The organism is Halobaculum sp. MBLA0143, from assembly GCF_041361465.1.
In the GTDB taxonomy this organism is placed as follows: Archaea; Halobacteriota; Halobacteria; order Halobacteriales; family Haloferacaceae; genus JAHENP01.
Genome location: NZ_JBGKAC010000001.1, coordinates 806639 through 831302, shown reverse-complemented (window position 1 = coordinate 831302; position 24664 = coordinate 806639). Strand labels below are relative to the sequence as shown.

Here is a 24664-nt window from a genome sequence, read left to right as displayed (position 1 = left end):
CCGTCGCCGGTCGCGTCTGTAACAGAGCAGCGAGAAGTGTCGCGCGGGGGGTTACTCGTCGTCGCCCACGTCTGCGGAGGTCTCCTCTTCGGCGGCGATCTCCGCGGGCCGCGCCTCCATCGTCAGCTTCTGTACCTCTGCGCGTCGCAGCGGGTACACTTCCTTCCCCTCGCCGTAGATGGCCGACGAGAGCCGTCCCTCGACGACGGAGTCGATCAACCCCTCGAACGACCGCTCGTCTGCGGCCTCCTCGACCAGGTCGACCATGATCTGTCGGATCGCCTGCTCCTGAGAGCGGTCTGCCTTCTTCGTCGTGAACGCGACGGGCTGGACCCGCACGCGGTAGTCGTCCGTCGTCCGGACCGTGACGACCGCCTCGATCTTCGAGGCGCCCCGCCGGACGAGCGAGCGGAGGTAGTCACGGGTGAGTTCGTGTTCGACGAACTCCGTGTACGCCGAGTCGCTGCCCACGTCCGTGATCTTGAACGTCAGCTTCGTGTTGTTCTGGCCTTGGTCGTCCGTGATCTCGCCCAAGGTCGTCTCGACCGTCCGCCCGATCACGTCTTCGGGCTCTTCGGCGAGCGTCTCGCCGAGCTCTGCGCGGTCGAACTGTTCCGGTGCCAGGACGGTGTACCACCGCTTCCCCTGGCGCTGTCGTGAGACCGATCGTTCGCTCATGTGTCGTGTTGTCGTGTCTGCGTGTCGTCTGCCGCACTGTTCGTCTCGCCGTCCGCCGCGTCCACGACCGTCGCCGCCACGTCGACCCCGACGACGTAGTCGTCGACGGTCGACGCCAGTCCACCCGGCGTCGCCCGCCGCACCACCGTCCGGACGGTCGCGCCGTCGACGTGAGTGTCCACGTCGGCGGTGTTGTCCGGCCGCACCGCGTCCGCGACCGTCCGCGCCGTCGCGGCGTCCGCGTACGTCGTCCGGACCGTCGCCGTCGGCCGGGCGGCCGACTCGTCGTCGCTCACACTGCCCCCCTGACGGTCTCGACGACCGTCTGTGGCGCGTCCGTGTCCGTCGCCGTCGCCAGCCCGGGGTGGCCGACGGGGTCGGCGGCGACGGGCGCGAGCAGTTCCGTCGCGTCGTGAGCCGTCGACGCCACGCTCGCGGCGCCGTCCGTCACGACGAGTGTCGTCGCCTCCCGGGCACGGTAGGCGGCCGCGAGCCGACACAGCGTCGGCAGCGCCGCCGCGGCCGGCGGGTCGGCCGTCGCGTCCGCGCCGTCAACCCGGAACACGGAGACGCCGTCGTAGCGTGCCGTCTCGGCGCCGGCCGCGAGCGCGTGGACCGTCCGTCCGTGGGCCCGCCAGGCGTCGAGCGCGGCCCCCCGGACGCTCTCGGGCGAGACCGCGAGCGCGACCGCCAGTCCCGGATCCGTCCGGGCAGTCGCGCGCAACACGTCCGCGAACCCGCCGACCGTCTCGAACGGGCCGTCCGTGACGACCGGCCGCAGCGTCCGTTCGACCGCGGCGACCGCCGTCTCCGGGGCCCCCTCCGTCGCGTCTAAGGCGACGACGGAGGCTAGCCGCCGGTTCGTCTCCGTGTCGACGCCCGTCCCCGGCTCCGTCGCGCCGAGGTCGGCGAGCAGCTCCCGGGTGGCCGCCTCGTCGCCGGAGGTCGGCAGCCATAGCAGCGTCGAGTGAGCGAGCCCGTCGACGAGGTCGGCCGTCGGCGTCGCCACGCCCGGTCGTCGGGTGACCGCGTCACGGCGACCGGCCGCCTCGACCAACGCGCCGGTGCCGTCCGACTGTTGGCTCGCCGTCGTCCCGGCTGCGTCCGGGTGGACACCGGCCGCGACGGCGCCCGCCAGCGCCAGGGTCGGGTCCGGCTCCCCGCCGGCCTCGCGGACCGCCTCCGCGGCCGCGACGGACACTGGCCGGCCGTCGGGCGACAACGCCGCCGTCTCCGCTGCCGGCCAGCCGACCGCGACCGCCGTCCCGTCGCCGGACGGCGCCGTCTCCGCGCGGGTGGGTCGCACCTGGAAGCCCGTGCCACGCGCCTCCGCCGCACGCGCGAGCAGTCCCGCGGCCGCGACCGCGTCGCCCGTCGGTCGGACGAACACCCGGAGGAGTCCGTCGTCCGACAGCGCCGCGGCTACTGCGGCGGGGTCGGACGCCGACCGGGCGGGACTGCTCGACATCGGGCGTTACTCGTAGTCTTCCAGCAGCTCGACGGCGACGTCGTAGCTGTAGGTGAACGACTCTTCCAGCTCGTCGCCACGGTAGTAGTCGACGAGCCGGCGGATCTTCGACTCCGTGTTCTGGAGCGCTCGCTTGTTCTGGACGTCCTGTGGGTTGTCGTCGACGTGTTCGCGCAGCCGGACGGCCCGTTCCATCAGGTTCCGGAGGTCCTCCGGCATCTCCGCTTCCGCGTCGTGTTCCTCCAGGATCTCGGTCACCTTCTTCCCGGTCGCCAGCTTCACGTCCGGAATCGGCGTCCCCTTGACGCCCTCGTCGCGGAGCTTCAGCCCGATCTGGCTGGGGTCGTGGCCCTGCTCGGCCAGCTCGACCACGCGCTCCTCGACGGCGTCTTCGTCTACGTCACTCCACTCCGGTGGGTCGTCTGCCGCCGGGTTGTCCGAGCCGGACGAACCACGGCGACGGGTGTGCATTCGTGCCATCTGTCTGGTTGGAACGCAGCGACCGCGAGAGTGTGTCTGACGACGCCGACGGCTGTCGCCGCCGGCGCGCGACGCACCTCCGCAATCCCGAGTCTCTCGCGAGACGAGTCAGATTTGCGGCCGTGCTGTTCCCACTCGTGAGTCCGTCCCCCCGGCTTAACCGCTTTCGGTCTCTGCCGGGGGGACGACCCCGCCGCACCGCTCGGTAGCGTCACTCCCCGGGCTCACTCCGTGGGTGCCCTGCCGACGACTGCGTACAACGGGTCCGACGCCGGCCGTTCCCGGAGTGTCGTCTCGACTGCCAACCCCGCCGTCTCGACGTACCGCTCCACGAGCGCCAGCCGTTCGTCGCCCGTCCGCTCGCGCCACGCCCGCACCGCCTTCGTCGGGAACATCCGGTTGGTGAAGCTCACGATCACGACACCACCCGGGCGCACCACCCGTGCGAACTCTCGGAACACCGCCGCGGGGTACTGGAGGTACTGCACCGACAGCGCGCACGTCACCGCGTCGACCGTGTCGTCTGCCACCGGCAGCGTCTGGTCCGCGTTCAGGTTCTGGACGAACCACTCGTCGTAGCGGTCGTTCTCCCGCAGCTCCGCCTCGTTCAGCCCGTGGCCCACCACTCGACCCAACTCCGTCTCGGGGTAGTGGCTCACCCACGACCCCATGGCGTCGAACACGTCGTCGCCGGCCGCGAGGACCCCGTCGTACAGCTCGGTCAGCCGTCCCAGGAAGCCGTCGTCCGCGTGGGTCACCAGTCGCGGCTGGTCGTAGAACGCCCCGTCCGGGCGCGTGTCTCGCTTCTGGCGGTCCGCGTCGTCGAGTATCGACATACCACTCCCAAGCGCTCCGTGGCCTTCCCTCTCTCGGCGTGTCCCGTCGCCCCACGGCGTCGCCCTTTCGAAGGGCTTTTGTCCGATTCGGCAGTACGTTAGGTTGCGCGGGCTCGTAGATCAGTGGTAGATCATCCCCCTGGCACGGGGAAGGCCCCGGGTTCAAATCCCGGCGAGTCCAGTTCCTTCGCTCACTTCGTTCGCTCAGTCACTGGACTCGCCGTAGTCACGCTCGCTCCCTGCGGTCGCTCGCGTGACTCCCGGCGAGTCCATCTGTGTGAGCGTGTTTTGCCGAGGTAGCGAGTGTGACTCCCGGCGAGTCCATCTGTGTGAGCGTGTTTTGCCGAGGTAGCGAGTGTGACTCCCGGCGAGTCCATCTGTGTGAGCGTGTTTTGTCGAGGCAGCGAGTGTGGCTCCCGGCGAGTCCATCTGTGTGGTGGGTAGTTCACTGATGAGCGCGGTCGACAACGTGTGTGAGACAGTGGTAGTGACGAGACGGAGACGAGTGGCGAGGGGTGGAACTACGAGCGAGGGTCACGGGGCGCCGGCGAGCGATCACGGGTTCAGTCGAGTGAGCCACGAGTCGTCGTGTCGAAGCTAGTGCCGTCGGTGGAGGACGACCCCGAAGGGAGGACGCTCTCGTTCACCACGGAGAGCGAGTCGCTCGGTAGTGACTGCCACGGCCTCACTCCGTTCCCGCCACACTCCCGTCGCCGACTCTGCCCACACATATATACCACTGGCGCGCGTCTACTCCACCCGCATGAGCGAGGCAGAAGCCCCCGACGAGCGTATCGACGAGACGACGACCTGGCCGGATCTGGCAATCGGTCTGTACGACCGACTCACCGGACGCAACGCCGAAATCGAGTACGAGATGGACGACATGGAGGTCGCAGTTCCCAGCGGCACCGGCGAGGACGCCGAACACGCCCACTGGGAACTCGACGGAACGATCACCATCACCACACGAGAGAGTGACTGACTACGCCGGCGCCGCACCGCTGTCGGTCGAGACGGACCTCACCCTCTCCGTCGACGGCACGGACATCCCGCTGCGGTCGACCGGCGACCGCCTGTTCGTCGAGGTGCCGAACCTCCGGACGGCGATCCGGATCGCCCGCGACGGCGAACGGGCAACCGACCGCCTGTCGACCCTGCTGGCGGTGACCGACCTCACCGTCGAGGTCCGCGTCAGAGGCGCCACGGTCGCGGTGGCGGGCGCCGACGCCGTCGCCGGCCCGCTGGCCCGCGAACTCGGCGTCGATCCCGTCGAGGTTCGCGTCGGCGGCGGCGTCGCCGCGGCCGGGCGAGAGCTACTGGCGGGCGGCCGTGCGCTCGCTCGCCTGTTCGAGTGAGCAACAACCGGCCACAGAGGCCGCCAGGCCGCTGGATTTCGGTACCTCTAAGAGGCGGACGGCGGAACGTCCTGTCGATGTCAGACCTGATCGTCAAATCTGCGGTCAAGGAGTACCTGGAAGACGAGAACGTGGCGTCCGACTTCTACGACGCCCTGGACGGGCGTGTCGCCGAGCTGCTGGACGACGCCAGCCGACGTGCCGAGGAGAACGACCGGAAGACCGTCCAACCGCGCGACCTGTAGACCGCCGCGACACCACTCGCCGTTTTCTCCGTGCCGCTACGACCGCTCGTCACCCTCGGGTGTGTCCGTCGTGTCCACACCCGACTCGTCGTCGGAGTCGCCGCCCGACAGTCCCGCCGAGTCGTCGGAGTCGCCGCCCGACAGCTCCGGCGGATCGACGACGCCGCCACGGACGAGCCCACCGGCGACGGCCAACACCCCGCCGCCGACGACGAGCGCGAGCGACTGCGCCGAGAGGGTGCCGAACACTCCCTCGACGAGCGCGAGCGCCACGCCGACGACCGCCTCACCCGTCTCCGGAGCGGCCGTCCGCAGTCTGTCGGTCACGGCGCCGGACGCGACGCTTCCGACGGCCAGCCCGGGCAGCCCGGCGAGCACGCCCGCAACTCCGGTCCACAACACCGGGGTCCCGGGGTCGTCCGACAGCAGCCACAGCTGTGCGGCGACCGCGACGGACAGCAACGGCAACAGCCACCCGAGCACGTCCAGGAACACGATCGCCGCCCGCAGCCGGATCAACGGCCGTACCAGCTCCGCCGGGAGGAAGTCCGTCGGCGCGAGCTGGTCGGGCACGGTCCGGTCGAGCCGGTCGCGGACGGCGACACCGAGCGTCTCGCCCAGCTCCGCCTTCTGTGCCGTCAGGTTCGCTCGGAACTCCTCGTAGTCCGCAGACGGCGCGAGCAGTCCGTCCACGTAGACGGCGACCAGCCCGGCGGCTTCCCGGTCCACCTCGTCGCCGAACGACGTGTCGACGTCCGTCGCCCGCTCCCGGACGGCCGGCCGGAGCTGTCGCAGCGTCTCGTTCACCCGTCGGTCCGCCTCGGGCGACTGCTCCCCGTCGGCGACCCGTTCGCGCACTCGTTCACGCACCCGACTCCGTGCCGTCCGGAACGCCGCCTCGTCTTCGCCCATCGACAGGACGGTCTCGTCGACGGTGACGCCGCCGATCTCTCGAGACTCGAAGCCGGCGAACGACGCCAGCTCGCGGGCGGAGGTGTTCTCCACTGTCTCGCTCACGACGACCGCCGTCCGGTTCTTCAACGGCCCGGTGTCGACGACGAGCCGGAGCTGTCGTTCGTTGCCGTGGAGGTAGGCGTAGAACCGTCCGAGGTTCGCCTCCGTCTGTGACTGTACGTACTCGGGTGTGAGGATACGACCGACGATCTCCGTCCCGGAGCCGGGCAACGGCCCGGTCTCGCCGATGGGGAGCGTCCCCTGGCCGGCCAACTCCGTCTGGATCGCCTCGTAGCCGTCCTCTTCGGCGAGCGTCTCCGTGACGTAGTCCGGATCCAACACCGTCTGGTGGCCGACGACCACGACGTTGCCCGCGAACAGCGTGACGGTCAGGACGACGACGACCGCCGCGACCCCCAGGCGACGAGCGGCTGACATACCCGACCACTCGGGGCCCCGACTCATAACTCTCCGGGGCTCACACCCGGTCGGTCGCCCGCTCGGCGACGGAGACGGGCTCCAGGCCTCGCTCCGAGAGGGTGTCTGTCAGCGCCGTCGCCCGGGGGTCGATCCTGTCGGGCTCGTGGCTGTCCGTCCCGACGGCGAAGTCCACGCCCGCGTCGACGAGCGCGTCCACGAACGCCGGCTTGGGGTGGAGTTCGCCGTACTCCCGGTCGACGCGACCGGCGTTCAGCTCCGGCACCGTCCGGGAGTCGGCGAACGCCGCCGCGACACGTTCGTACTGCTCGCGGTCGGCGAACCCCCGGAGCTGAGGGTTGCGCTCGATCAGGTCCGGGTGGGCGGCGATCTCGAACAGCTCCGACTCTGCGAGCGCCACCAGCTTGTCGAAGTAACGGTCCACCAGCCTCGCGCGGGTCGCCTCGTCGTACTCGGCGAAGTGGTCGCGGCTGTGGACGTTCACGCCGTCCAGGTCGTGGACGCTCCCGACGGCGTAGTCGAAGTCGGCGGTGGCCAGGAACGAGCCGATCTCCGCCTCGTACTCCGGGTCGTAGTCCACCTCGACGGCGTCGAACACGTCGATCTCGCGGCGCTCGTCTACGTCGCGGATCGCCTCGCGGCGGCGCTGGTGGACCACGTCTAAGTTGAACCCCATCTCGCGGCGGTACTCGCGGGCCTCGTCCGTCGGGGTGACGACACAGTGGTCGGCGATTCCGACGCCGTCCAGCCCCGCGTCGGCAGCCGCCTCTACCATCCAGCGGAGGAACGAGCCGTCGGAGTACGTCGAGTGGACGTGGTGGTCGTACACGCACGGACGGAGCCCCCGCGACAACTCGTAGCTTGTGGTCTGTCACGACCGTCCGTCGCGCGGCTACTCCGGGTCGCCTTCTCGCTCTCGTTCTCGCTCCGAATCCACGTCCGTCCGCTCCCGAGCAGCCCGTCGGTCGCGCTCGCGGGCCAACTCCCGGTCGATCTCGTCGGCGTCCGCGTCGACGGACTCGACGGTGACGACGTTGCCGCCGCCGGGGTCGACCACCATCACCCGGGTCCCCTCGGCGATCTCGCCGTCGATCGACCGGGCGGAGTAGTAGGGGTTGAACCCGCCGTCGTCTAGCTTCACCTCCCCCTCGGTCGGCGTGACACGCTCCGTCACGCGGGCCATCGTCCCCTTGAGGTCCGTCGAGTCACTCGTCTGTGAGGTGCCGTCACTGTCGTAGATGCCCAGGTCACGGTAGACGTACAGCGCGGCGGCGCCGAACGCGACCACCATCAGCCCGAGGACGAACGGCGTCGCCAACACGGGCACGAGCAGCCCGACGAGCCCGGCGGCCAACAGCGCCACGCCGACGACGATGAAGTTGGCCCCCGGTGCCAGCGCCTCCATGATCGACAGGATCAGGCCCGCGAGTGTCAGCAGCAACGGGATCGTGTTCGGGCCGACGAAGTTCTGTAACAGCATACTCACAGGGCGATCAGGAACACGAGCACGGTCCCGACGACGCCCGCGGCGACGAACGCGGCGTTCTCCAGGTCGACGGTCTCCGGTTCGATCGACTCGGCCGCGCCACCGGCCGTCGCGGACTCCTCCCCGACCTCGTCGACCTCGAACTGCCAGTCACCGGTGTCCTCGGCCATACCCCCGATTGGGTCTGCCAGGGTAAATCGGTGACGGGTGTGGCTACTCCATCGCCTCCTGGCGCCCCTTCGGGATCCGCGACCGGAGTTCGCCGTAGAGGTACAGGCCGACGCCGACGGGCTCGCGTTCGCCCGCGGTCCGTCGCGTCGCGATCAGGTAGCCCCAGTCCCCGTCCCACCGGGGGAGGTCCTGGTCGTGGCCGGCGGCGAACGCCGCCGCCTCCGGGTCCGACAGGTCGATCACGTTGCGTGTCGCCGCCCGGCCGAACCGCTGGGCGGCGTCCGTCGTCGGCTTCCAGTGCTCCTGGCGGGCGTGGAGGAACGTGATCCCGACCGCCTCCACGTCGATCCCGTCGGGGGCGTCGCCCGCGAACGCCCAGATCTTCCCGTTGCCCTTCTCCCAGAACGTGTGGCCGTCGAACGTCGACGGCGGGACGGCGAACCGGTCGTCCCACCACTCCAACACCGCCGCCCGGGTCGGCCGACCGGAAGCCTCGCGGTCGTCGGCCGTCGCCGGCAGTCGGTCGAACACCTGGCCGTCGTTGTCCGTCACGCCCCCACCTCCAGCCGGGCGAGGAAGAACCCACCCGTGTCGTTCAGGTGTGGGTACACCCGGTTGGCGCGTTCGACTGCCGGGTCGAACGTCTCGTCCTGCCAGGCAGTCACACCCGGCCGGGTCTCCAGGGGTGGCTCCCAGTCGACGATCCGGCAGTCTTCCTCCTGGAGGACGTGGTCCAGAACGGCCTCGTTCTCCTCGGGCGCGAACGTGCAGGTGGCGTACACGACGGTGCCGCCCTCGCGGGTGGCCTGGACGGCCCGGCGTAAGATTCCCTTCTGGACGGAGGCGATCTCGTGGACGTGATCCAGGCTCCACGTCTCGTGGGCGTCCGGGTTCTTCCGGATCGTCCCCTCACAGGAACACGGGGCGTCGACGAGCGCGCGGTCGAACTCGTCGAACGCGAACGGACGCAGCGAGTAGTTGCGGGCGTCCCGGTTGGTGACGGCCAGGTTCGTCAGCCCCAGTCGCTCGGCGTTGTGCCGGAGCGCCGACAGCCGGCCGAGGTTGGAGTCGTTGGCGACGAGCGTGCCGCGGTCGTCCATCAGCGCCGCGACGTGGGAGGTCTTGCTCCCGGGCGCCGCACAGGCGTCCCAGACGGTCTCGCCCGGCTCGGGGTCGATGGCGAGGCCGGGCAGGACGGACACCTCCTCCTGGCCGTGGACCCAGCCGTGGAAGTACGGCCAGGTCGTGCCGGGTGAGCCGTCCGGCAGCCGGAACAGTCCGTCGTGCCAGTCGACACGCTCGTAGGCGACGCCGGTCTCGTCGAAGGCGTCGGCGACGCGGTCGGCGTCGGCCGCGAGCGTGTTGACCCGGACGACCTGCGGCAGGGGGCGGTCGCAGGCGGCCCGCAGCGCCGCCTCGTCGTCCACGAGGTCGGCGTAGCGGTCGAGTGGGTTCACGACCGCCGTTCGCGGCCGGGTCGTTTGTGGATTTCGGACCAGGCTGTTCTCGTCGGCCTGTCAGCAGAGTTCTCTACAATCATCGACATCCGTTCGGCGCCGTTGACGTATTCACAACCCCAAATTATACACCTCAGAGCAGACTACACCAGTACGAGGCGTACTCCATGGCACAAGTCAGGCGATTCGAGTCTGAGGAGGACTACATTCGGTTCGTCGCAGAGTACCAGGACCGTGATATCGATGCAGTCCGACGGGAGTACTACGACTAAACTGATCCAGCCCTCTTGCAATGCCGTGCCCGAGATGCGAGTCCGCTTCGTACTTGGACGACTACAGACGTGAGTTCTGTTTAACTCGCTACCACGTCGACATTGGGCAACAGTCGAATCTCACGGTGAGTGACGATCTTGAGACGACGGTAGAGGTGGACGGCCGTCAGTACCGGATTGAGCCATTAGTCGACGAAGACCCTACCCAGGTTGAGAACACAGTTCAAGAGATACAGAGAGATGAGAGATTCAAGAATATCGTTGAGGCAATTCCCGAGAACCTCCCACAAGAGTACAATGAGGAGGCGTACCTCAGTCGACACCTGACAGAGCCACAACGGTCAACGGTTGTCAGAATCGCAGATGACCACGACACCGCTCCCAGGTTAATTCTCCTGCTCGGGTTTGTCGAGAGTGTGAACCGGTCGCTCGGGCGATCTGACGACACCCTGACCCAGTACATCAGGTCTCGTGACAGTGTTGCCGACCACCTCGCCGAGATGGATGGACAGATGACACCGAGACTTGAACGAGAGTTTGTCGCTCATCTGTTGCTGGCGACTGCGCTGATCGAAGAGTTGACCGCAGAAGCTCTTTTCAGGGAGATATACAGGGAAGAACACCGGCTGTCGGAGAACGAAATGCGCGTGAACGATCTCACGCAGGGACAGAGGATGAGCATACTGGAGAGCAGTGGAATAATATCTGAAGATCTCAAAGATGATCTCAACGAGACAAAACAGCTGCGAAACGATCTCGTCCACAATCCCCGGCGCCGTACGGGGCTAGCACGACGGGACGAGGGCGAGTGGGTCGGCGAGAGGCTGAAGGAGATCGATCAAGCGGTCACTGGAGCTTTAAACATCACCGGGAAGGCAGCAGCGAGGCTCATCGCAGAGAACGGACCGGCGGAGTACCTGAGCAGTCGATGCGACGCAGCCATTGAAACCACTACGCAGCACTGGAAGCAACACCACAGAGAATCGTTCGAAGTTATCAGTGATTCAGATGTTGTCACCGTTGAACAGTTACGGTGGAACATCAGTATCGGGAGTGCCGGGTATCGAAACGTGACTCACGGGGTGCGCTTCGAACAGTTACCGAACGACGACGCGAGAGCGACAGACGATCAACACGAGCTGTACGAAACGACGATGGAGTTTCTCCGCTCCTGCGAGTCGTTCCTCCTTCACCGAATCGAAGCCGATCTTGATCAGGCGAATCTCGATCGGCAGGACTTCACAGTTCTCTGTCTTTTGTGTGCTGAGGATAACTCATATCAGGATGTCGCCGACACTCTGGGTTCGACCGTCGAGTACGTGCAACGGAAGGAGAACGTTCTCGCTTGGCGGTCGTCGACGTTCGAGAAGGAGGCGTTCGGCCAGCTTCCGACCCCAGAGGGAATGATTCTCCCGTCTCACGAGAGCTGAGTCGGTGAGGTACGACACGTCTAGTGACTCTCGAAGGTGGCCCAACGCTCCTGTCAGTCAGCATCGAGGGACACACATCGATGAGACAACACACAAGCACGACGAACGCGAACGAGGCACAGTACGATGCGTGTCGACAATAGTTTCATTCCGGTACGGGGCGTGGGCGAGACGACGGAACGGCGGCTGTGGGAGTCGGGGGTGACCGGCTGGTCCGCGTACGACGGCCAACGGCCGCGCGGCGTCGGGGCGACGACGGCCGGCCGGATCGAGTCGTTCGTCGACGAGGCGCTCGAACGACTGGACGACCGCGACGCCGACTACTTCGACCGGGCGTTCCCCCGTGGGGAACACTGGCGGCTGTACGAGACGTTCCGGGAGAACGTCTGTTTCTTCGACATCGAGACCACCGGGCTCTCACAGCACCGCGACCGGGTGACGACCGTCTCCTTCCACCGTGGCGGGGAGACGACGACGCTCGTCCAAGGGCGAGACCTCACGCCGTCGGCCGTCCGCGAGGAGTTCGCCGCGGCAGATCTCCTGTGTACGTTCAACGGCGAGCGGTTCGACGTGCCGTTCCTGGAGACTGCCCTCGACATCGACGTGGACACACCACACCTCGACCTGATGTACCCCTGTCGTCGGCTCGACCTGACGGGTGGGCTCAAGCCGATTGAGCGAGAGCTCGGCATCGACCGCGACGGTCCGGACATCGGCGGCAGTGACGCCGTCCGGCTGTGGCACCAGTACGAGGCCGGCGACGAGTCGGCGCTCGAACGGCTCGTGTCGTACAACCGCGACGACACGGAGAATCTCCGCCGACTCGCCGACGAGACCTGCCGCCGCCTCCACGCCCGGACGCCGTTGGACGACGGCGTCAGTTCGCTCGCGGACTCGGGCGGCGACCGCCTCTGACGCCGACGCCCGAGTGGAGCCTGCGAAGACGAACGCTTTTGCCGGCGGGGAGACACCGCTCGCAGTATGAGTCAGGAGTCCGACGAGGAGATGGAGACGGAGACGGACGCACCCGAAGACGACGAGGCTCCGCCGAACGACGCCGAGTCGCCCGACACTGCCCCGGAGGTGGAGTTGGGGCTCTACCAGATCAACGTCCGTGTGAAGGGGAGCGCCGACGACGATCTCGCCGCCGTAGAGGAGTCTGCCCGTGGACTCGTCGAACACCTCGTCGACCAGGCGAAGCACCTGGAAGACGAGCCCGACGGTCGTGGACTGGGCTGATCTGTTTTAGGCGAACCTAAAGTCTAAAGTGCGGCCGTCGACAGCGACCGGTATGGACGAGTCGACAGGCGGGGCACCGTACACGTTCGACGACGTGGCGGTCGTGATGGGAACGTACAACGAGGAGGCGGCCGTCGGGACGGTGTTAGACGACGTCGCCGACGTGACGGACGACCGTGCGGAGGTCGTCCTCGTGGACTCCTCGTCGGACCGCACGCCGGAGATCGCCCGCGAGAAGGGGGCGACCGTGATCGAGCAGCCCCCGCGCGGCTACGGTGAGGCCGTTCGGGAGGCCGTGCTCGCGCCCGACCGCCCGGTCGTCGTCACGACGGACTGTGACGACACCTACCCGATGGAGGCACTGCCGACGTTTCTGGACCGGATCAACGAGGGGTACGACGTCGTCTCCGGCGACCGGCTGTACCACGGCGCCGACGCGATGCCGTCGTTCAACCGCCTGGGTAACGTCGGGTTCGCGCTCGTCTCCTCGCTCCTCCTGGGCGAACGGGTCCACGACGTGACGACGGGGATGCGCGCCTACCGCCGGGAGATGCTCCACGACATCACCTGGACGGAGAACACCGGGCTGTCGGCGGAACTGCTGCTCCGGCCGGTCGCCCGCGGCTACGACGTGGTCGAAGAACCCATCGAGTACCGCGAACGGGCGGGCGAGACGACACTCGACCCCGTCGACGGCGGCGTCGCTATCGGGAAGTCGATTCTCTCCGTCTGTTGGGAAGAACGGTTCGCGTAGCCGGCTACAGCTCCGGCACCGTGAAGTGGAACCCCTCCTCGCGCGACTCGACGAGCCCGAGGTGGAACCCCTGTTTCCGCGCGAGCTTCACGTAGCTGGCGCGCTTGTTCCGGGAGAGCAGCCCGCCACCGGTCTCGGAGGTGACCGCCTCCAACGCCCGCGGCTCGAAGAACGACGCCGAGACGTAGGCGGCACACCCCAGTGAGTCGCGGGACTCCGCCACCTCGCGGGCGTCGGAGATCAGCTCCGTCACCTCCGGCTCGGCCGTCGCCTCGCGGGCGTCCGTGACGTTCGCGACCACCAACGGGTCACCCATCCGGTCGCGGAGGATCACGTCGAACGGGCGCTCACCCTCCACCTTCTGGTCGTCGCCGACGAGCTCCACCACGCCGTGGAGCTCCGCCCGGTCCACCTTCGGGATGGCGTCGTACAGGTCACGCAGCTTCCCCTCTGCGCCCGTCTCCTGGAGCTCGTACAGCAGCTCCCGGATCACCCAGCCGACGAAGTTGTACTCCACCGTCCCGGCCAGGAACTCGTCGTACGTCTCCCCGTCGACGACGGCGTCCTCGGACTCGAAGTCCGTGTGCACCTCCACGCGGAGGTTCTCCTCCACCTGCGCCCGGGTGGCGGTCTCGGCGTGGGCCGTCTCCAGCGTCGGATCGCTCTTGGAGTCGTACCGGACGAACAGGTTCGTCCCGGACAGCGCCGCCGACGGCGTCACCTCCGTGTCGCCGTCCGGGCGCTGGGCCTCGAACTCCCGGAGCCGCTCGCGCGTCTCCTCCAGCTCCGACTCCAGCTCCGCGACACGCGACTCCAGCCGCTCGTTGTCCTCGCGGAGCTGCGAGACGGTCGCCTCCGTCTCCTCCAGCTCCGACTCCCGCTCCTGGAGCCTGTCGCGGGCGTCGTCTCGCTCGGACTCCAGTTCGGCGACCCGCTCGCGCAGCGCCGCCGTCTGCTCGTCCGACCGACTGCCGCCGCCCGCCTGGCTGCGGCCACGGCTCTGCTCGCCGCCTCGGGCTCGACTGTCGGTCTGTGTCCCGGCGTCGGCGCTCTGTCCCCGCGTCCCGCCGTCGGCCGGAGCGCCGACCGTTCGGCCGCTCGTCCGGGCGTCCGTGCCGCCGCCGGACGTCGACTCCGAGCGCGACTCCGTCTCGGTGGTGTCGCCGCTGGGCTCGCCGTCCGTCGACGACTCCGTCGGATCCAACGACGGGATCGTCCGCGTCTCCTGCCACTCCCGTTCGGCGGCCGTCCGGGTCGTCGGGTCCGTCGTCGTCGGGTCGGTCGCCGGCTCCGGCCCGCTCGGTGTCGACTCCGACGCCGTCGTTCCCGACTCCGACGCCGTCGCTCCAGCCCCGCCGGCGGGATCGGCCGTTCCCGCGCCGGCCTCGGGAGCGGGTGCCGACGGCGCCGCCGTGGCGCCGCCGTCCGTCGGAGACTCCGTCGTCCCGTCGTCGCCCTCTGGCGGCTGGGCCGTCGCCGCGGCCGTCCCGTCGGGCGTGTCGTCAGTCGTCTCGGTCGTCTCGGTCGCCGTCGGCTCGGCCGTCTCCGTCGTCGCCGTCGTCGCCGTCGACGGCTCCGCCGGTTCCGCCGTGCCCGACGAACCGGCGTCCGGGTCGGGGTCGGACTCCGGCTCCGCCGGCTCGTCCGGCTCTGGCGGCTCCGGCAGCTCGGTGACCTCGACGTCGACGTCCATCACCTCGTAGATCCCAGTCTCGTCTGCGGCCCGGGAGAACGCCTCGTCGCCGGTCAGCAGGTCGCGGCCCTGGCCGACGAACGCACACGGGAGCTTCCGCCCACCGTAGTAGACGACGTAGTAGTCGCCCGAGAACACGTTCTCCGACAGCTCGACGTAGCCCGTGAAGCTACCCGCCGACAGCGTGTCGTCCGCCGACGACAACGAGGTGTCTTCCGTGTAGTACTGCGCCTTCGTCTCCCCACCGGTCGCCAGCATCGTGAACAACAACGGTAACGAGGGGTCTGGGGCGCCGAAGGCCGTTCCGTCGGCCGCCTCGAAGGCGTCCACGCCGCCGTCGAACGCGCCGACGACCCGGCCGTTGAGGAAGAACAGCCAGGCCGAACCCTCCGTGACCGCGCCCGTGAACTCCCCGTCGGCGAGATCCCGGAGCCCGTCGTACCCCCCCGTGTACGACTCCGACTCCCAGTCGGTCACCACGTCGACGATCTCACTATCCATCGTGGGTACCTCACCCCGTCCGACGCAAATACTTTCCGGAGAGTCCGACAGTCGTCCGACGCCCGCGCTACCGCCCCATCTCGTGGAACTCCGCGTTGGGGCGCCAGTCGGCGAAGATCGCCATTCGGTTGGAGAGATTGAAGAACGCCGTGATCGCCCCGACGTCCCAGATCTCCGACCGGCTGTACCCCGCCTCCGCCAACCGGTCCAGATCCGCCGCCGTCACCTCGTCCGGGTTCTCCGTCAGCGTCACCGCCACGTCCAGCATCAGGAGTCGCTCGTCGCTCACGTCCGCCTGTCGGTAGTTGGCGACGAGTTGGTCGGCGAGGTGTGGGTCACGCGCGTAGATCCGGAGCAGTGCGCCGTGTGCGACGTTACAGTAGTAACAGTGGTTGCGTCCCGACACCGTCACCACGATCATCTCCACCTCTTCGCGGTCCAACGCCGTCTCCTCCACGAGCGCGTCGTGGTAGGCGACGAACGCCCGGAACTGCGCCGGACGGTACGCCAACGCCGCGAACACGTTCGGGGTGAACCCCGCGTCTTCGGTCTCCTCGGCGATCCGTTCCTGCAGGTCCGCCGGCAGCGACTCGAACTCCGGCACCGGGAATCGCCGTTGGGCGTCCGGGTTCAGCGTCGGCTCGGGGGTGTCTCCGTCTGGTGCGTCCGTCTCTGGGTCCGCGTCTGCGTCGTCCGTCACGCGCGACGCTACGGCGGGTCGTGTCTTGAAATGCGGTGAGACGGCGTCCGCGCCGTGTCCGTCGCCGGCGCGGGTGTCGAGCGGGTGTACGAAGACAGTTCCACGGAGCGGACCGTCGAAGGGCTGATCTCGTTCGTGTCGACTCTCAGCGACGCTGTCCCGCTGACAGCGTCGGCAGCACCGACAGTTCGCCGAGCGAGGACGCCGTCCAGTGGCGTATCACCACGACCGACACCGAGACTCGACCGCCGAGAGGACCCCCACGTAACGCGATAGTTGTAGTTGAGTAATATTGTTCTGGTAGAGAACGGCCTCCAACAGTCGCGTCTACTCGTTCCACGGCGCCGGCGCCGGATCGACCACCCGCAGCCGTTCGTCGTAGCCGTCGATCCGGGCGAGCGCGTCGTCGGACAGCTCCAGGCTTCGGGCTTCGTAGTTGGCACGGACGTGGTCACCCTCCCCCTTCGGGATCGGTACGACGCTGTCTTTCGACGCCGCCCAGGCGAGACAGACGGCGGCGGTCGTCGTGTCGTGTTCGGTCGCAATCTCCGACAGCAACGGATCGTCCAGGATCTCTCCGCCCGCCAACGGGGAGTAGGCGACGAGGTGGTGACCGTGGTCGCGGGCCAGCGCCCGGAGGTCGTCCTGTGGGAGCAACGGGTGACACTCCACCTGATTGGCGACGATCGGGGCGTCCAGCCGGTCGGCGGCAGTCTCGAACAGCTCCCGATCGAAGTTGGAGACGGCGACGTGGTCCGTCACCCCCTCGTCTACCAGCTCCTGGAACGCCGGGAGCGTCTCCGCGGGGTCGTACGCGGAGATGGGCCAGTGGACGTACAGGAGGTCGACGCGGTCGAGCCCGAGTCGGTCCAACGACTCCCGCGCGGTGCGTCTCGTCGCCTCGTACGAGAGGTTGTCCGGGTGGATCTTCGTGGCGACGACCACCTCCTCGCGCGGAACGTCCGCACGCTCGATCCCGGCACCGACGGCCGCCTCGTTGTCGTACATCTGTGCCGTGTCGACGTGGCGGTAGCCGGCGTCGAGCGCCGTCGCAACCGTCTCGGCACACCGCTCGAACTCGTCGTTGCCGGACGTTCCCAGTCCGGGTGATGGGAGTGTGAACGCTGTCACGTCGTGCCTCTCGGGAGCCGACTTCAAGAGGGTTCGGAAGCCGACCGTCGGCCCGTCCTCGCCCGTGACGAACCCGGAAGACACATACTCGCGGCCACGACACGCCAGGGTATGTCACAGCGACGCGACCGCGTCGTCGTCGCCGTCTTCGGGGTGACACTCCTGGCGCTCGTCGCGCGGTTCGTCGCGCTCGGTGGTCGCCCGTTCCACTGGTCGGAGGGGCGGGTCGGCTACTGGGCGCTGCGATTCTTCGAGACCGGAGCGTACGACTACCGACCCGTCGCGGGCGGCCCGTTCGTCTACGTCGCCGCCCGGTGGGCGTTCGAGCTGGCGGGCGTCTCCGACGCCGTCGCCCGGGCGCCGGTGGCGCTCGTCGGCGGACTCGCTCCGCTGGTGGCGCTGTCGTTCCGTGGCCCGTTCGACGACCGCGAGACGGTCGCGCTGGCCGGGCTACTCGCCGTCCAGCCGCTGGGACTCTACTACTCCCGGTTCCTCCGAGGTGACGTGCCGGCGGCCGTCTTCGGACTGGCCGTGCTCGGCGGCGTGACCCGGTACCGCCACCACGGCGACCGCCGTGGTCTGTACGTCGCCGCGGGAGCGCTGGCGGCTGCCGTGGGCGCCTCCGGGTTCGCGTTCGCCTACCCGATCGTCTGGCTCGTCGCCGCCCTGTTCACCGTCGACGAGGCGCGGATCCGTGGCGTGCCGGGGCGTGCCCGAGCGGCGTTGCTCGGCGGCGACGACCGACCGGCGCCGCACGAACGGCTGGCGCCCCACGCCACCCCGCTGGCGCGCGCCACGTTCGTCTTCTTGGGCGTGTGGTTCTTTCTGTTCGCGCCGCGGACACCCGGGTTGGCGCCCGGGCTGTACGACCCGACCCGGGTGTTCGCGGTCGCGGACGCCGCCTTTGAGGGCGCGCTCCGGGAGTTCTGGAGCTACCGTGTCGTCTACCGACTCCAACCCCGCACCGCCGGGCGCCACGGGCTGCTGGAGTACGCGTTCCCGCTCGTGGAGACGGCCGTGCGCGTCGCTCCGGCGACGCTCGTGGCCGGACTCGTCGGGTTCTTCTCGGAGCGCTACCGCGCGGACAGCCGGTCGCTCGTCGCGTTCGGCGGCTACGCGACGCTGTGGGGTGTGTTCGTCCTGGCGATCGCCGCCCCCGAGCCACACCCCTGGGTGATCGTCCACCTGCTGCCGTTGGCCGCGCTGCCGGCGGCCGTCGGCGTCGCGCGGGGCTGGAGCCTCCTGCGTCGGCGGACGAGCGGGGACACACCCGCCCGGGTGGCGCTGGCGACGGCGGTCGTGCTCGCGGCCGTCGCGGCCGGCGGGGCGCCCGTCGCCGGGGCCTACGCCGCGCCGGAGCGCGGCTCGCCGTTCGCACAGTACGCCCAGCCGGCAGACGACCCCGGGGAACTGCTGCCGGCCGTCGAGCGGGCGACGGAGAACGACACCGGGCTGGACGTGTTGTACGTCGCCCCACGGTTCGACACCCGCGAGGAGTACGACCGGCCGCCGATCACCGGGTTCGACCGGATACGGTGGGGGAACCGACTCCCGCTCCAGTGGTACTTCGAACGGGCAGACGCCGAGACGGGCTCCGCGTTCAACGTCTCGTACGTGCCACGCGACGCCGGGACCGTCCCGGTCGTGGTGACGACACCGCGGTACGCCGGCGCCGTCCGCAATCGGCTGTCGGGCGACTACGAGCGACGGGAGCTCCGACTGGGGCTCCACTCCAGAAAAGTGACCGTGTTCGTCAGGCGCTAACGGAACCCCATCGCCTCGATCTGCTCCTGGTACCGGTTTCGGATGGTGACTTCCGTCACCTGGGCTACCTCGGCGACCTCGCGTTGGGTCTTCTTCTCGTTGCACAGCAGCGACGCGGCGTAGATGGCCGCGGCCGCGAAGCCGGTGGGTGACTTCCCGGACAGCAGGCCCTGCTCTGCGGACACGTCGATGATCTCCGTTGCCTTCGCCTGTGTCTCCTCGGAGAGTCCGAGCGCGGAGGCGAACCGTGGGACGAACTGCTTGGGGTCGACCGGCTTCAGCTCCAAGCCCAGTTCCTGGGAGATGTACCGGTACGTTCGGCCGATCTCCTTCTGTTCGACGCGTGATACCTCCGCCACCTCGTCGAGCGAGCGGGGGATACCCTCCTGTCGGCAGGCGGCGTACAGCGCCGCGGTGGCGACACCCTCGATGGAGCGACCGCGGATGAGGTCCTCCTTGAGCGCTCGACGGTAGATCACCGAGGCGACCTCGCGGACGGACCGGGGGACGCCGAGCGCGGAGGCCATCCGGTCGACCTCCGACAGTGCGAACTGGAGGTTGCGTTCGCCGGCGTCCTTCGTCCGAATGCGTTCCTGCCACTTCCGGAGACGGTGCATCTGGGAGCGTTTCTCGGAGGAGAGCGACCGCCCGTAGGCGTCTTTGTCCTTCCAGTCGATGGTGGTCGTCAGCCCCTTGTCGTGCATCGTCTCCGTCACCGGCGCTCCGACCCGAGACTTCGACTGCCGCTCGGAGTGGTTGAACGCCCGCCACTCCGGCCCGCGGTCGATCTGCCGTTCGTCCAACACCAGCCCGCAGTCGTCACAGACTAGCTCCCCTTGGTCTGCGTCCATGACCACGTCGTCCGACCCACACTCCGGGCACTCGACGGCCTCGTCGGACTCCTCTTCTTCCGTCTCGGCCTCTCGCGTCCGCTGTCGGCTCGGGCCTTCCATTATTAAGGTTTCTGGACACGCCCATATATAAGCCTGTCGGCCATTCGGCGGGGTCACCCGAGAGAGACGGCCGTCGTCTTGCGATTCCCCGTCGTCTCCCCCGGCCACGCTCCGTTAGTATTAGATACGATAACGAACCGATTTTCGGTTTAATTGTGGCGTTACTGCCCGTTTTCTGCGGGTTCTCCCGGTCCGTCGTACCACCTCGTGGTTTCGTGTCCTCCGCTAGGCAACGATGGGTCCGGGGCAACAGAGATTACTGCTATGCATTGAAGAAGGTTTTTGTATTACCAGTTTGTATGTGTGGGTAGCATGAGTACGAGCACGGGCGCGGTGCGGTCCGACGTGGACCGGGCGGTGGCGGCGAGTCGGCCGGCAGACGTGGAGTCGGTGGAGCTGACGGCAGCGACGCTGGAGTCGACGGCCCCGGAGTACCTCCGGGAGCTGAAGACGGAACTCGCGGCCTCGGGCTCCCAGCCGGCGACGCTGCGGGCGGAGGCGAGCTTCGAGGAGACCGGCACGCTGCCGGCCCAGCGGGAGACGGACCGGCTCCGAGAGTTCGTCCGGGCAGCGTCGTTCCTGGGTGCCGGCCGGCTCGCGGTCGAGGTGACGACGGTCGCCGACGAGTCCGCCGCCCGGCGGGCGCTGGCGGCGCTGGCGGAACGCGCGGAACGCGAAGGCGTAACGCTCACCCTCGACGGTCCCGTGAGCCTCTGACGTGCACAAGCGGGCCGTCGAGCACCGACTCGCGGCCGTCGAGGGGTTCCGCGACCCCGATCCGGCCCTCGAACAGTACCCGACACCAGCCGACGTCGCCGCCCACCTCCTCCACGTCGCGGCCGTCCGGGGTGATCTCGCGGACGCGACCGTCGTCGACTTGGGCGCCGGCACGGGCAGTCTCGCGCTCGCGGCCGCTCTCTACGAACCCGCCCGGGTCGTCGCCGTCGAGCGCGACCCCGCGCCGCTCGTGACTGCTCGGCACAACGAGCGTCGTGTCGAGCCACCCGTCCCCGTCGCGTGGGTCCGCGGGGACGCGACTCGGCCCCCAGTCCGCCCCCGCGGCCCCGTCACCGTCGTGTCGAACCCTCCGTTCGGCGCGCAGACGACCAACGAACACGCCGACCGGCGGTTCCTCTCGGCCGTCGCCGCCCTGGCCGAACGGGTTCCGGTCGTCTCCTACACCGTCCACAACGACGGCAGCCGCGGGTTCGTGGAGTCGTTCGCCGCCGACGCCGGTGCGACCGTGACGGACGCGTACGCCGTCGCGTTCCCGGTCGCCCGGCAGTTCGAGCACCACACGGACGACCGTCGGACGATCCAGACCCAGGTGTTCCGGACTGAGTGGTAGCTACCACTCCCGGAGGGCGCCGGCGCCGTGGAACCGCCGGAGGACGACGGCGAACGTCACCGCACCCGCGACCGCTGCCGCCCCGCCGAGGAAGAAGACCACGTCCATCCCGACGTTGCCCATCAGCCACCCGCCAGCGACCGGCGCGAGCACGGACCCCGGGCGCCAGACGAGTTCTCTGATCCCGAAACTGGAGGCGACGCCGTCGCCGTCGGACCCCTCGTCGGCGAACAACGCCATGCTCGCCGGCTCGCGGAAGCTGTCTGCGACGCCGAGCGTCGCGTTCAGCCCGACGAGCGGGAGGAACGCGGCCGACACCTCGCCGACGCCCGGCAGGCTCGCGGGTGCTCCCAGGACCTGGCCCAGCGCCGGCGTGAACGGCACCGCGAGCGCGACCAGTCCGTAGGCGCCGCCGCCGGCGAACACGAACAACGACCGGCCGTTGCGGTCCGACAGCCGGCCGGTCAGCGGCTGACACAGCATGTTCGTGAACTTCTCCGAGACGACGATCACGGAGACGGCGAAGGCGGGGTAGCCCAGTCCACCCTTGGCGGCGACGACGCCCGCGAACAACGGCACCCACGACCGGACGAGCGTCACCGCGACGGCGTACTGCGCCCGGAAGCTCGTCAGGGTGACGATCCGGCGGTTGACCGCCAGGTCGCGGAACGGGAACCCCGGAATCGTCGTCTCGTCTCGGGACAACACCGCCGCGACCGCGACGAGCGTCACGACGAACAGGGCGGTCGTCACCCCGAACACGGCCTCGAACCCGTCGAAGGTGTCGTACAGCCAGCCGGCCGACAGCCCGCCGCCGATGGACGCCAGGAACCGCGCCGCGTTCGCTCGCCCGATCCGATTCGCTCGCGTGTCGGCGGTCGCAAGCTCGCCGACGAGCGACAACGTCATGAGCCCCATTCCGGTTGCGACGACGCCCTGGAGCGCTCGGACGGCGATCAGCCCCGCGGCCGAGCCGACGAACCCGAACAGCGCGTACGTGGCGACGCCGAGCCCGAGACAGCCCAACAGGATCGTCCGCTTGTCGCCGCGGTCGCCGGCCCACGCCAGGGGCACGACCGCCAGCGTCTGGGCGACGGTGAACCCGGTGTAGAACAGTCCGATCGTCTCGCCGCCGGCGTCCAGCGTGTTTGCGAACTTCGGCAGGAGCGTCAGGAGCGTGACGAGCCCGTAGCCCGCGGAGAAGCGAGCGAGGTACAGCGCCCAAAACTGGCTCCGACCCGGCGACCCCTCGTCAGATCGCGTCTCCTCGTCTGTCACACCGTGACTCCGGGAACCCCTGGAAAGTGTGTGTCGAAATCGACCGCCGTCACCGCCGTTTCACGGAGACGGACAGCCCGGAGCCGACCGGGAGCACGGCCGTGTCGAACTCGTCGGCCGTCCGCACGCGGTCGAGGTACTCGGCGGTCCCGGCCGTCTGGTCGTCGTCGGCCGGTAGCGGCTCGCCCGACTCCAGGTGGTCGAGCACGGCCGAGAACGACGCCGGGCCGCGGGTGACGTTGTCGGCGACGATCACGCCGCCGGGCGACAGCTTCCGCCGCACCGCCTCGAACGCCTCGGGGTACCGCGACTTCTGGTGGTCGACGAGCACGACGTCGAACGGCCCGCCGTAGCGTTCCACCGTCTCCATCGCGTCGCCCGACTCGAACACACACCGCTCGGCCAGGCCGGCGTCCGTCAGGAACTCCCGACCGAGCGCGAGTTCGTCCTCGTCGAACTCCGTCAGGACGACCCGGCCCGCGCCGCCCCGGAGGAACCAGGAGGCGGAGTAGCCGAAGCCGGAGCCGAACTCGAAGACGGTCTCGGCGTCCGCGAGCCGGGCCAGTAACTGCAACACGGCCCCCGCTCCGCGGCCGACGTTCGGGAACGACTCCGCCTCGGCGTGGGCCGCCATCTCGGCTTGCACGTCCGTGTGGTCCGGTCCGGTCGCCCGCACGAACCGCACCAGACTCTCGTCTACCGTCTGGTCGCCGTCGATCACGGCCGGGCGTTCGCGCCCCCCCGTGGTGAACGTGGCGACGAGTTACAGCGGCGGCGCCGCGAGGTAGCCGCCGAGGAGGAGGGTGACGACGCCGGCTGCGCTCGCGGCCTTCAGGAACCGCCCGGACTCGCGGGCCGCGGTCCGCACCTTCCCCGCGTCCGCCGCCTCGCGGATGCGCGCCGCGCCCGCCTCCGTCATCCCGGTCATCAGGAGCCAGAGGACGACCATCGTCAGGACGGCGTGGCCCCGCGGCGGGACGGTCAGCCCGGAGAGCCCGCCGTACTGCGTCCAGATCATCCACAACCCCGTCGCCGGCAACACCACCGCGCTCGTCCGCGAGAACACCGACAGCCCGCCGGCGGCTCCTCGGAGCACGGCCGGCGAGAGGTCGCTGTCGGCCGCCAACGGCAGGAGCTTCCACGTCGTGAACACGACCGCGCCGGTCCACACCCCTGCGAACACCGTGTGGAGCGCGTACGCGACCGTCGTCGTGATGCTCATGCCGTTGGGGTGTGTCGTCGCGGGAATAAGTCGGTCGAAACGCGGGTCAGGGCGCGTACGGGTCGAACGCCGGCCGAGTGTCGCTCCCGCGCGGGAGGTCGTACCGTTCCCGGAACCGGTCGGGCAGTTCCGTCGCGGCCGCGGTGAACAACAACAGCACCCCGAACGGGGCGTCGTAGCTCGTCGCCGACGGCGGGTCCGGGTCGAGAAACACCGCCTCCGCGGCCGGTTCGTCGACGCCGGGGACGGCCGTCAGCTCCGACTCCAACGGGAGCAGCCCCGTCAGCACGTTCGGGACGAACGCGTCGTTGGGCAACGGCTCGCGGGGCTGGACACAACAGGCGCCGACCGGCTCCCCGTCCTCCGTCAGCGTCCGACAGATCGGCTCAGTCGCCCCGGGCTCGGACCCCCAGGCGTCGACGGCGACCGCCGGTGGGTCGACGTCGACGGCGAACGCCGTCTCGACGCTGGCCGCCTCGTCGTGCTCGACGGCCGCCAGCCGCCACGGCTCCGTCTCGTCGTCCGGGTCGCCCGTCAGCGTCGCGTCCACGAGCGTTCCCGTCCGGAGGTCGTCGACGGCCGCCTGCCGGTCCGGGTCGTAGCCGGAGCTGTAGACGGTGTACAGCCGGGGCTCGTCGACCCGTTGGAGGTTGTAGTGTGGCACCGACTCCACGACGCGGTAGACGCGGAAGCGCCCGGACCGTCGCACCATACTCCGTCGAGGGGCGCGGTGGGCTTGTGACCGTCGGTGCCCGAGCCCCCGTGACGGACCGGACCCTTCACGGGCGCGGGCCCCCGAGACGGGGCC

Annotated in this window: 29 protein-coding genes and 1 tRNA gene; 11 read left to right on the top strand and 19 right to left on the bottom strand. The window is 69.1% G+C overall.

Annotation, left to right across the window (positions count from 1 at the left end; translation table 11 throughout):
* Window positions 1-51: 51 nt before the first annotated feature.
* From RYH79_RS04340 to RYH79_RS04320, 5 genes are all read right to left on the bottom strand, one after another.
* The gene (locus tag RYH79_RS04340) at window positions 52-678 is read right to left on the bottom strand and encodes a 30S ribosomal protein S3ae (protein WP_370896602.1); all 627 of its coding nucleotides are present in this window, start codon (window positions 676-678) and stop codon (window positions 52-54) included.
* Window positions 675-974 carry a KEOPS complex subunit Pcc1 gene (locus RYH79_RS04335; protein ID WP_370896600.1) on the bottom strand — a complete coding sequence of 100 codons (300 nt, stop codon included), beginning with the start codon at window positions 972-974 and terminating at the stop codon, window positions 675-677. The genes RYH79_RS04340 and RYH79_RS04335 overlap by 4 nt, the downstream gene beginning before the upstream one ends.
* A complete protein-coding gene (locus tag RYH79_RS04330; RefSeq protein ID WP_370896599.1) occupies window positions 971-2146 on the bottom strand; it encodes an exonuclease RecJ in 1176 nt (391 codons plus the stop codon). Before RYH79_RS04330 ends, RYH79_RS04335 begins: the two co-directional genes overlap by 4 nt.
* A gap of 6 nt (window positions 2147-2152) precedes the next feature.
* On the bottom strand, window positions 2153-2626 hold the full coding sequence (locus RYH79_RS04325; protein ID WP_370896597.1) for a 30S ribosomal protein S15: 474 nt from the start codon (window positions 2624-2626) through the stop codon (window positions 2153-2155).
* Window positions 2627-2850: 224 nt separating this feature from the next.
* Window positions 2851-3462: a class I SAM-dependent methyltransferase gene (locus RYH79_RS04320; RefSeq protein WP_370896595.1), complete on the bottom strand. Its 612-nt coding sequence runs from the start codon at window positions 3460-3462 to the stop codon at window positions 2851-2853.
* A 109-nt stretch (window positions 3463-3571) separates the two neighbouring features.
* On the opposite strand from RYH79_RS04320, the gene RYH79_RS04315 reads away from it, so the two are divergent.
* The 4 genes from RYH79_RS04315 to RYH79_RS04300 all read left to right on the top strand — a co-directional run bounded on the left by RYH79_RS04315 (window position 3572) and on the right by RYH79_RS04300 (window position 5065).
* Window positions 3572-3643 (top strand) — tRNA-Ala (locus RYH79_RS04315).
* Between the two features lie 582 nt (window positions 3644-4225).
* The gene (locus tag RYH79_RS04310) at window positions 4226-4447 is read left to right on the top strand and encodes a hypothetical protein (protein ID WP_370896593.1); all 222 of its coding nucleotides are present in this window, start codon (window positions 4226-4228) and stop codon (window positions 4445-4447) included.
* Window positions 4440-4820, top strand: coding sequence for a peptide ABC transporter ATP-binding protein (locus RYH79_RS04305; protein ID WP_370896591.1), 381 nt, complete (start codon window positions 4440-4442; stop codon window positions 4818-4820). Before RYH79_RS04310 ends, RYH79_RS04305 begins: the two co-directional genes overlap by 8 nt.
* Window positions 4821-4897: 77 nt before the next feature.
* Entirely contained in the window at window positions 4898-5065 is a 168-nt protein-coding gene (locus tag RYH79_RS04300; RefSeq protein ID WP_370896589.1) for a DUF1931 domain-containing protein, read from the top strand.
* A gap of 36 nt (window positions 5066-5101) precedes the next feature.
* Here the strand turns inward: RYH79_RS04300 and RYH79_RS04295 are convergent, their stop codons facing one another.
* The 6 genes from RYH79_RS04295 to RYH79_RS04270 all read right to left on the bottom strand — a co-directional run bounded on the left by RYH79_RS04295 (window position 5102) and on the right by RYH79_RS04270 (window position 9571).
* Window positions 5102-6457, bottom strand: coding sequence for a hypothetical protein (locus RYH79_RS04295; RefSeq protein WP_370896587.1), 1356 nt, complete (start codon window positions 6455-6457; stop codon window positions 5102-5104).
* Window positions 6458-6497: 40 nt separating this feature from the next.
* Entirely contained in the window at window positions 6498-7286 is a 789-nt protein-coding gene (locus RYH79_RS04290) for a PHP domain-containing protein (protein ID WP_370896585.1), read from the bottom strand.
* 63 nt (window positions 7287-7349) lie between these two features.
* A complete protein-coding gene (locus RYH79_RS04285; RefSeq protein WP_370900758.1) occupies window positions 7350-7937 on the bottom strand; it encodes an NfeD family protein in 588 nt (195 codons plus the stop codon).
* A 2-nt stretch (window positions 7938-7939) separates the two neighbouring features.
* Window positions 7940-8113, bottom strand: coding sequence for a DUF7312 domain-containing protein (locus RYH79_RS04280; RefSeq protein WP_370896583.1), 174 nt, complete (start codon window positions 8111-8113; stop codon window positions 7940-7942).
* 43 nt (window positions 8114-8156) lie between these two features.
* Window positions 8157-8666, bottom strand: coding sequence for a DUF7122 family protein (locus tag RYH79_RS04275; RefSeq protein ID WP_370896581.1), 510 nt, complete (start codon window positions 8664-8666; stop codon window positions 8157-8159).
* On the bottom strand, window positions 8663-9571 hold the full coding sequence (locus tag RYH79_RS04270) for an RsmB/NOP family class I SAM-dependent RNA methyltransferase (protein ID WP_370896579.1): 909 nt from the start codon (window positions 9569-9571) through the stop codon (window positions 8663-8665). Before RYH79_RS04270 ends, RYH79_RS04275 begins: the two co-directional genes overlap by 4 nt.
* A 397-nt stretch (window positions 9572-9968) precedes the next feature.
* Between RYH79_RS04270 and RYH79_RS04265 the strand changes: the two genes are divergently transcribed.
* The 4 genes from RYH79_RS04265 to RYH79_RS04250 all read left to right on the top strand — a co-directional run bounded on the left by RYH79_RS04265 (window position 9969) and on the right by RYH79_RS04250 (window position 13266).
* Complete coding sequence (locus RYH79_RS04265; RefSeq protein WP_370896577.1) at window positions 9969-11273, top strand: hypothetical protein; 1305 nt, start codon at window positions 9969-9971, stop codon at window positions 11271-11273.
* Window positions 11274-11399: 126 nt separating this feature from the next.
* Entirely contained in the window at window positions 11400-12188 is a 789-nt protein-coding gene (locus tag RYH79_RS04260; protein ID WP_370896575.1) for a ribonuclease H-like domain-containing protein, read from the top strand.
* 66 nt (window positions 12189-12254) lie between these two features.
* Entirely contained in the window at window positions 12255-12512 is a 258-nt protein-coding gene (locus RYH79_RS04255) for a DUF8002 family protein (protein ID WP_370896573.1), read from the top strand.
* Between the two features lie 52 nt (window positions 12513-12564).
* Window positions 12565-13266, top strand: a complete 702-nt coding sequence (locus tag RYH79_RS04250; RefSeq protein ID WP_370896571.1) for a dolichyl-phosphate hexose transferase — start codon at window positions 12565-12567, stop codon at window positions 13264-13266.
* A 4-nt stretch (window positions 13267-13270) separates the two neighbouring features.
* Here the strand turns inward: RYH79_RS04250 and RYH79_RS04245 are convergent, their stop codons facing one another.
* The 3 genes from RYH79_RS04245 to RYH79_RS04235 all read right to left on the bottom strand — a co-directional run bounded on the left by RYH79_RS04245 (window position 13271) and on the right by RYH79_RS04235 (window position 17291).
* The gene (locus RYH79_RS04245) at window positions 13271-15460 is read right to left on the bottom strand and encodes a DUF7527 domain-containing protein (RefSeq protein ID WP_370896569.1); all 2190 of its coding nucleotides are present in this window, start codon (window positions 15458-15460) and stop codon (window positions 13271-13273) included.
* A gap of 67 nt (window positions 15461-15527) precedes the next feature.
* Window positions 15528-16160 carry a peroxidase-related enzyme gene (locus RYH79_RS04240; protein ID WP_370896567.1) on the bottom strand — a complete coding sequence of 211 codons (633 nt, stop codon included), beginning with the start codon at window positions 16158-16160 and terminating at the stop codon, window positions 15528-15530.
* Between the two features lie 327 nt (window positions 16161-16487).
* A complete protein-coding gene (locus RYH79_RS04235; RefSeq protein ID WP_370896565.1) occupies window positions 16488-17291 on the bottom strand; it encodes an aldo/keto reductase in 804 nt (267 codons plus the stop codon).
* Between the two features lie 111 nt (window positions 17292-17402).
* Between RYH79_RS04235 and RYH79_RS04230 the strand changes: the two genes are divergently transcribed.
* Complete coding sequence (locus tag RYH79_RS04230; RefSeq protein ID WP_370896563.1) at window positions 17403-19055, top strand: flippase activity-associated protein Agl23; 1653 nt, start codon at window positions 17403-17405, stop codon at window positions 19053-19055.
* Here RYH79_RS04230 and RYH79_RS04225 read toward each other — a convergent pair.
* Entirely contained in the window at window positions 19052-20008 is a 957-nt protein-coding gene (locus RYH79_RS04225; protein WP_370896561.1) for a transcription initiation factor IIB, read from the bottom strand. The genes RYH79_RS04230 and RYH79_RS04225 overlap by 4 nt on opposite strands.
* Window positions 20009-20320: 312 nt before the next feature.
* On the opposite strand from RYH79_RS04225, the gene RYH79_RS04220 reads away from it, so the two are divergent.
* Both RYH79_RS04220 and RYH79_RS04215 read left to right on the top strand, forming a co-directional pair.
* Entirely contained in the window at window positions 20321-20725 is a 405-nt protein-coding gene (locus RYH79_RS04220; protein WP_370896559.1) for a DUF7961 family protein, read from the top strand.
* Between the two features lies 1 nt (window position 20726).
* Entirely contained in the window at window positions 20727-21356 is a 630-nt protein-coding gene (locus tag RYH79_RS04215; RefSeq protein ID WP_370896557.1) for an METTL5 family protein, read from the top strand.
* Here RYH79_RS04215 and RYH79_RS04210 read toward each other — a convergent pair whose 3' ends face one another.
* The 4 genes from RYH79_RS04210 to RYH79_RS04195 are packed head-to-tail and all read right to left on the bottom strand — an operon-like array spanning window position 21357 to window position 24568.
* The gene (locus tag RYH79_RS04210; RefSeq protein ID WP_370896555.1) at window positions 21357-22634 is read right to left on the bottom strand and encodes an MFS transporter; all 1278 of its coding nucleotides are present in this window, start codon (window positions 22632-22634) and stop codon (window positions 21357-21359) included.
* 49 nt (window positions 22635-22683) lie between these two features.
* Entirely contained in the window at window positions 22684-23355 is a 672-nt protein-coding gene (locus RYH79_RS04205; RefSeq protein ID WP_370896553.1) for an O-methyltransferase, read from the bottom strand.
* Between the two features lie 42 nt (window positions 23356-23397).
* On the bottom strand, window positions 23398-23856 hold the full coding sequence (locus RYH79_RS04200) for a transporter (protein ID WP_370896551.1): 459 nt from the start codon (window positions 23854-23856) through the stop codon (window positions 23398-23400).
* Window positions 23857-23902: 46 nt separating this feature from the next.
* Window positions 23903-24568 carry a DUF6663 family protein gene (locus RYH79_RS04195; protein ID WP_370896549.1) on the bottom strand — a complete coding sequence of 222 codons (666 nt, stop codon included), beginning with the start codon at window positions 24566-24568 and terminating at the stop codon, window positions 23903-23905.
* Window positions 24569-24664 lie beyond the last annotated feature (96 nt).

What these genes read in the sequence shown, in the direction of transcription:
- RYH79_RS04220 (WP_370896559.1), top strand. Translation starts at nt 20,321, where the DNA reads ATGAGTACGAGCACGGGCGCGGTGCGGTCCGACGTGGACCGGGCGGTG.
- RYH79_RS04250 (WP_370896571.1), top strand. Translation starts at nt 12,565, where the DNA reads ATGGACGAGTCGACAGGCGGGGCACCGTACACGTTCGACGACGTGGCG.
- RYH79_RS04225 (WP_370896561.1), bottom strand. Translation starts at nt 20,008, where the DNA reads ATGGAAGGCCCGAGCCGACAGCGGACGCGAGAGGCCGAGACGGAAGAA.
- RYH79_RS04310 (WP_370896593.1), top strand. Translation starts at nt 4,226, where the DNA reads ATGAGCGAGGCAGAAGCCCCCGACGAGCGTATCGACGAGACGACGACC.
- RYH79_RS04280 (WP_370896583.1), bottom strand. Translation starts at nt 8,113, where the DNA reads ATGGCCGAGGACACCGGTGACTGGCAGTTCGAGGTCGACGAGGTCGGG.
- RYH79_RS04245 (WP_370896569.1), bottom strand. Translation starts at nt 15,460, where the DNA reads ATGGATAGTGAGATCGTCGACGTGGTGACCGACTGGGAGTCGGAGTCG.
- RYH79_RS04260 (WP_370896575.1), top strand. Translation starts at nt 11,400, where the DNA reads ATGCGTGTCGACAATAGTTTCATTCCGGTACGGGGCGTGGGCGAGACG.
- RYH79_RS04340 (WP_370896602.1), bottom strand. Translation starts at nt 678, where the DNA reads ATGAGCGAACGATCGGTCTCACGACAGCGCCAGGGGAAGCGGTGGTAC.
- RYH79_RS04195 (WP_370896549.1), bottom strand. Translation starts at nt 24,568, where the DNA reads ATGGTGCGACGGTCCGGGCGCTTCCGCGTCTACCGCGTCGTGGAGTCG.
- RYH79_RS04200 (WP_370896551.1), bottom strand. Translation starts at nt 23,856, where the DNA reads ATGAGCATCACGACGACGGTCGCGTACGCGCTCCACACGGTGTTCGCA.
- RYH79_RS04330 (WP_370896599.1), bottom strand. Translation starts at nt 2,146, where the DNA reads ATGTCGAGCAGTCCCGCCCGGTCGGCGTCCGACCCCGCCGCAGTAGCC.
- RYH79_RS04230 (WP_370896563.1), top strand. Translation starts at nt 17,403, where the DNA reads ATGTCACAGCGACGCGACCGCGTCGTCGTCGCCGTCTTCGGGGTGACA.
- RYH79_RS04255 (WP_370896573.1), top strand. Translation starts at nt 12,255, where the DNA reads ATGAGTCAGGAGTCCGACGAGGAGATGGAGACGGAGACGGACGCACCC.
- RYH79_RS04325 (WP_370896597.1), bottom strand. Translation starts at nt 2,626, where the DNA reads ATGGCACGAATGCACACCCGTCGCCGTGGTTCGTCCGGCTCGGACAAC.
- RYH79_RS04295 (WP_370896587.1), bottom strand. Translation starts at nt 6,457, where the DNA reads ATGTCAGCCGCTCGTCGCCTGGGGGTCGCGGCGGTCGTCGTCGTCCTG.
- RYH79_RS04300 (WP_370896589.1), top strand. Translation starts at nt 4,898, where the DNA reads ATGTCAGACCTGATCGTCAAATCTGCGGTCAAGGAGTACCTGGAAGAC.
- RYH79_RS04285 (WP_370900758.1), bottom strand. Translation starts at nt 7,937, where the DNA reads ATGCTGTTACAGAACTTCGTCGGCCCGAACACGATCCCGTTGCTGCTG.
- RYH79_RS04320 (WP_370896595.1), bottom strand. Translation starts at nt 3,462, where the DNA reads ATGTCGATACTCGACGACGCGGACCGCCAGAAGCGAGACACGCGCCCG.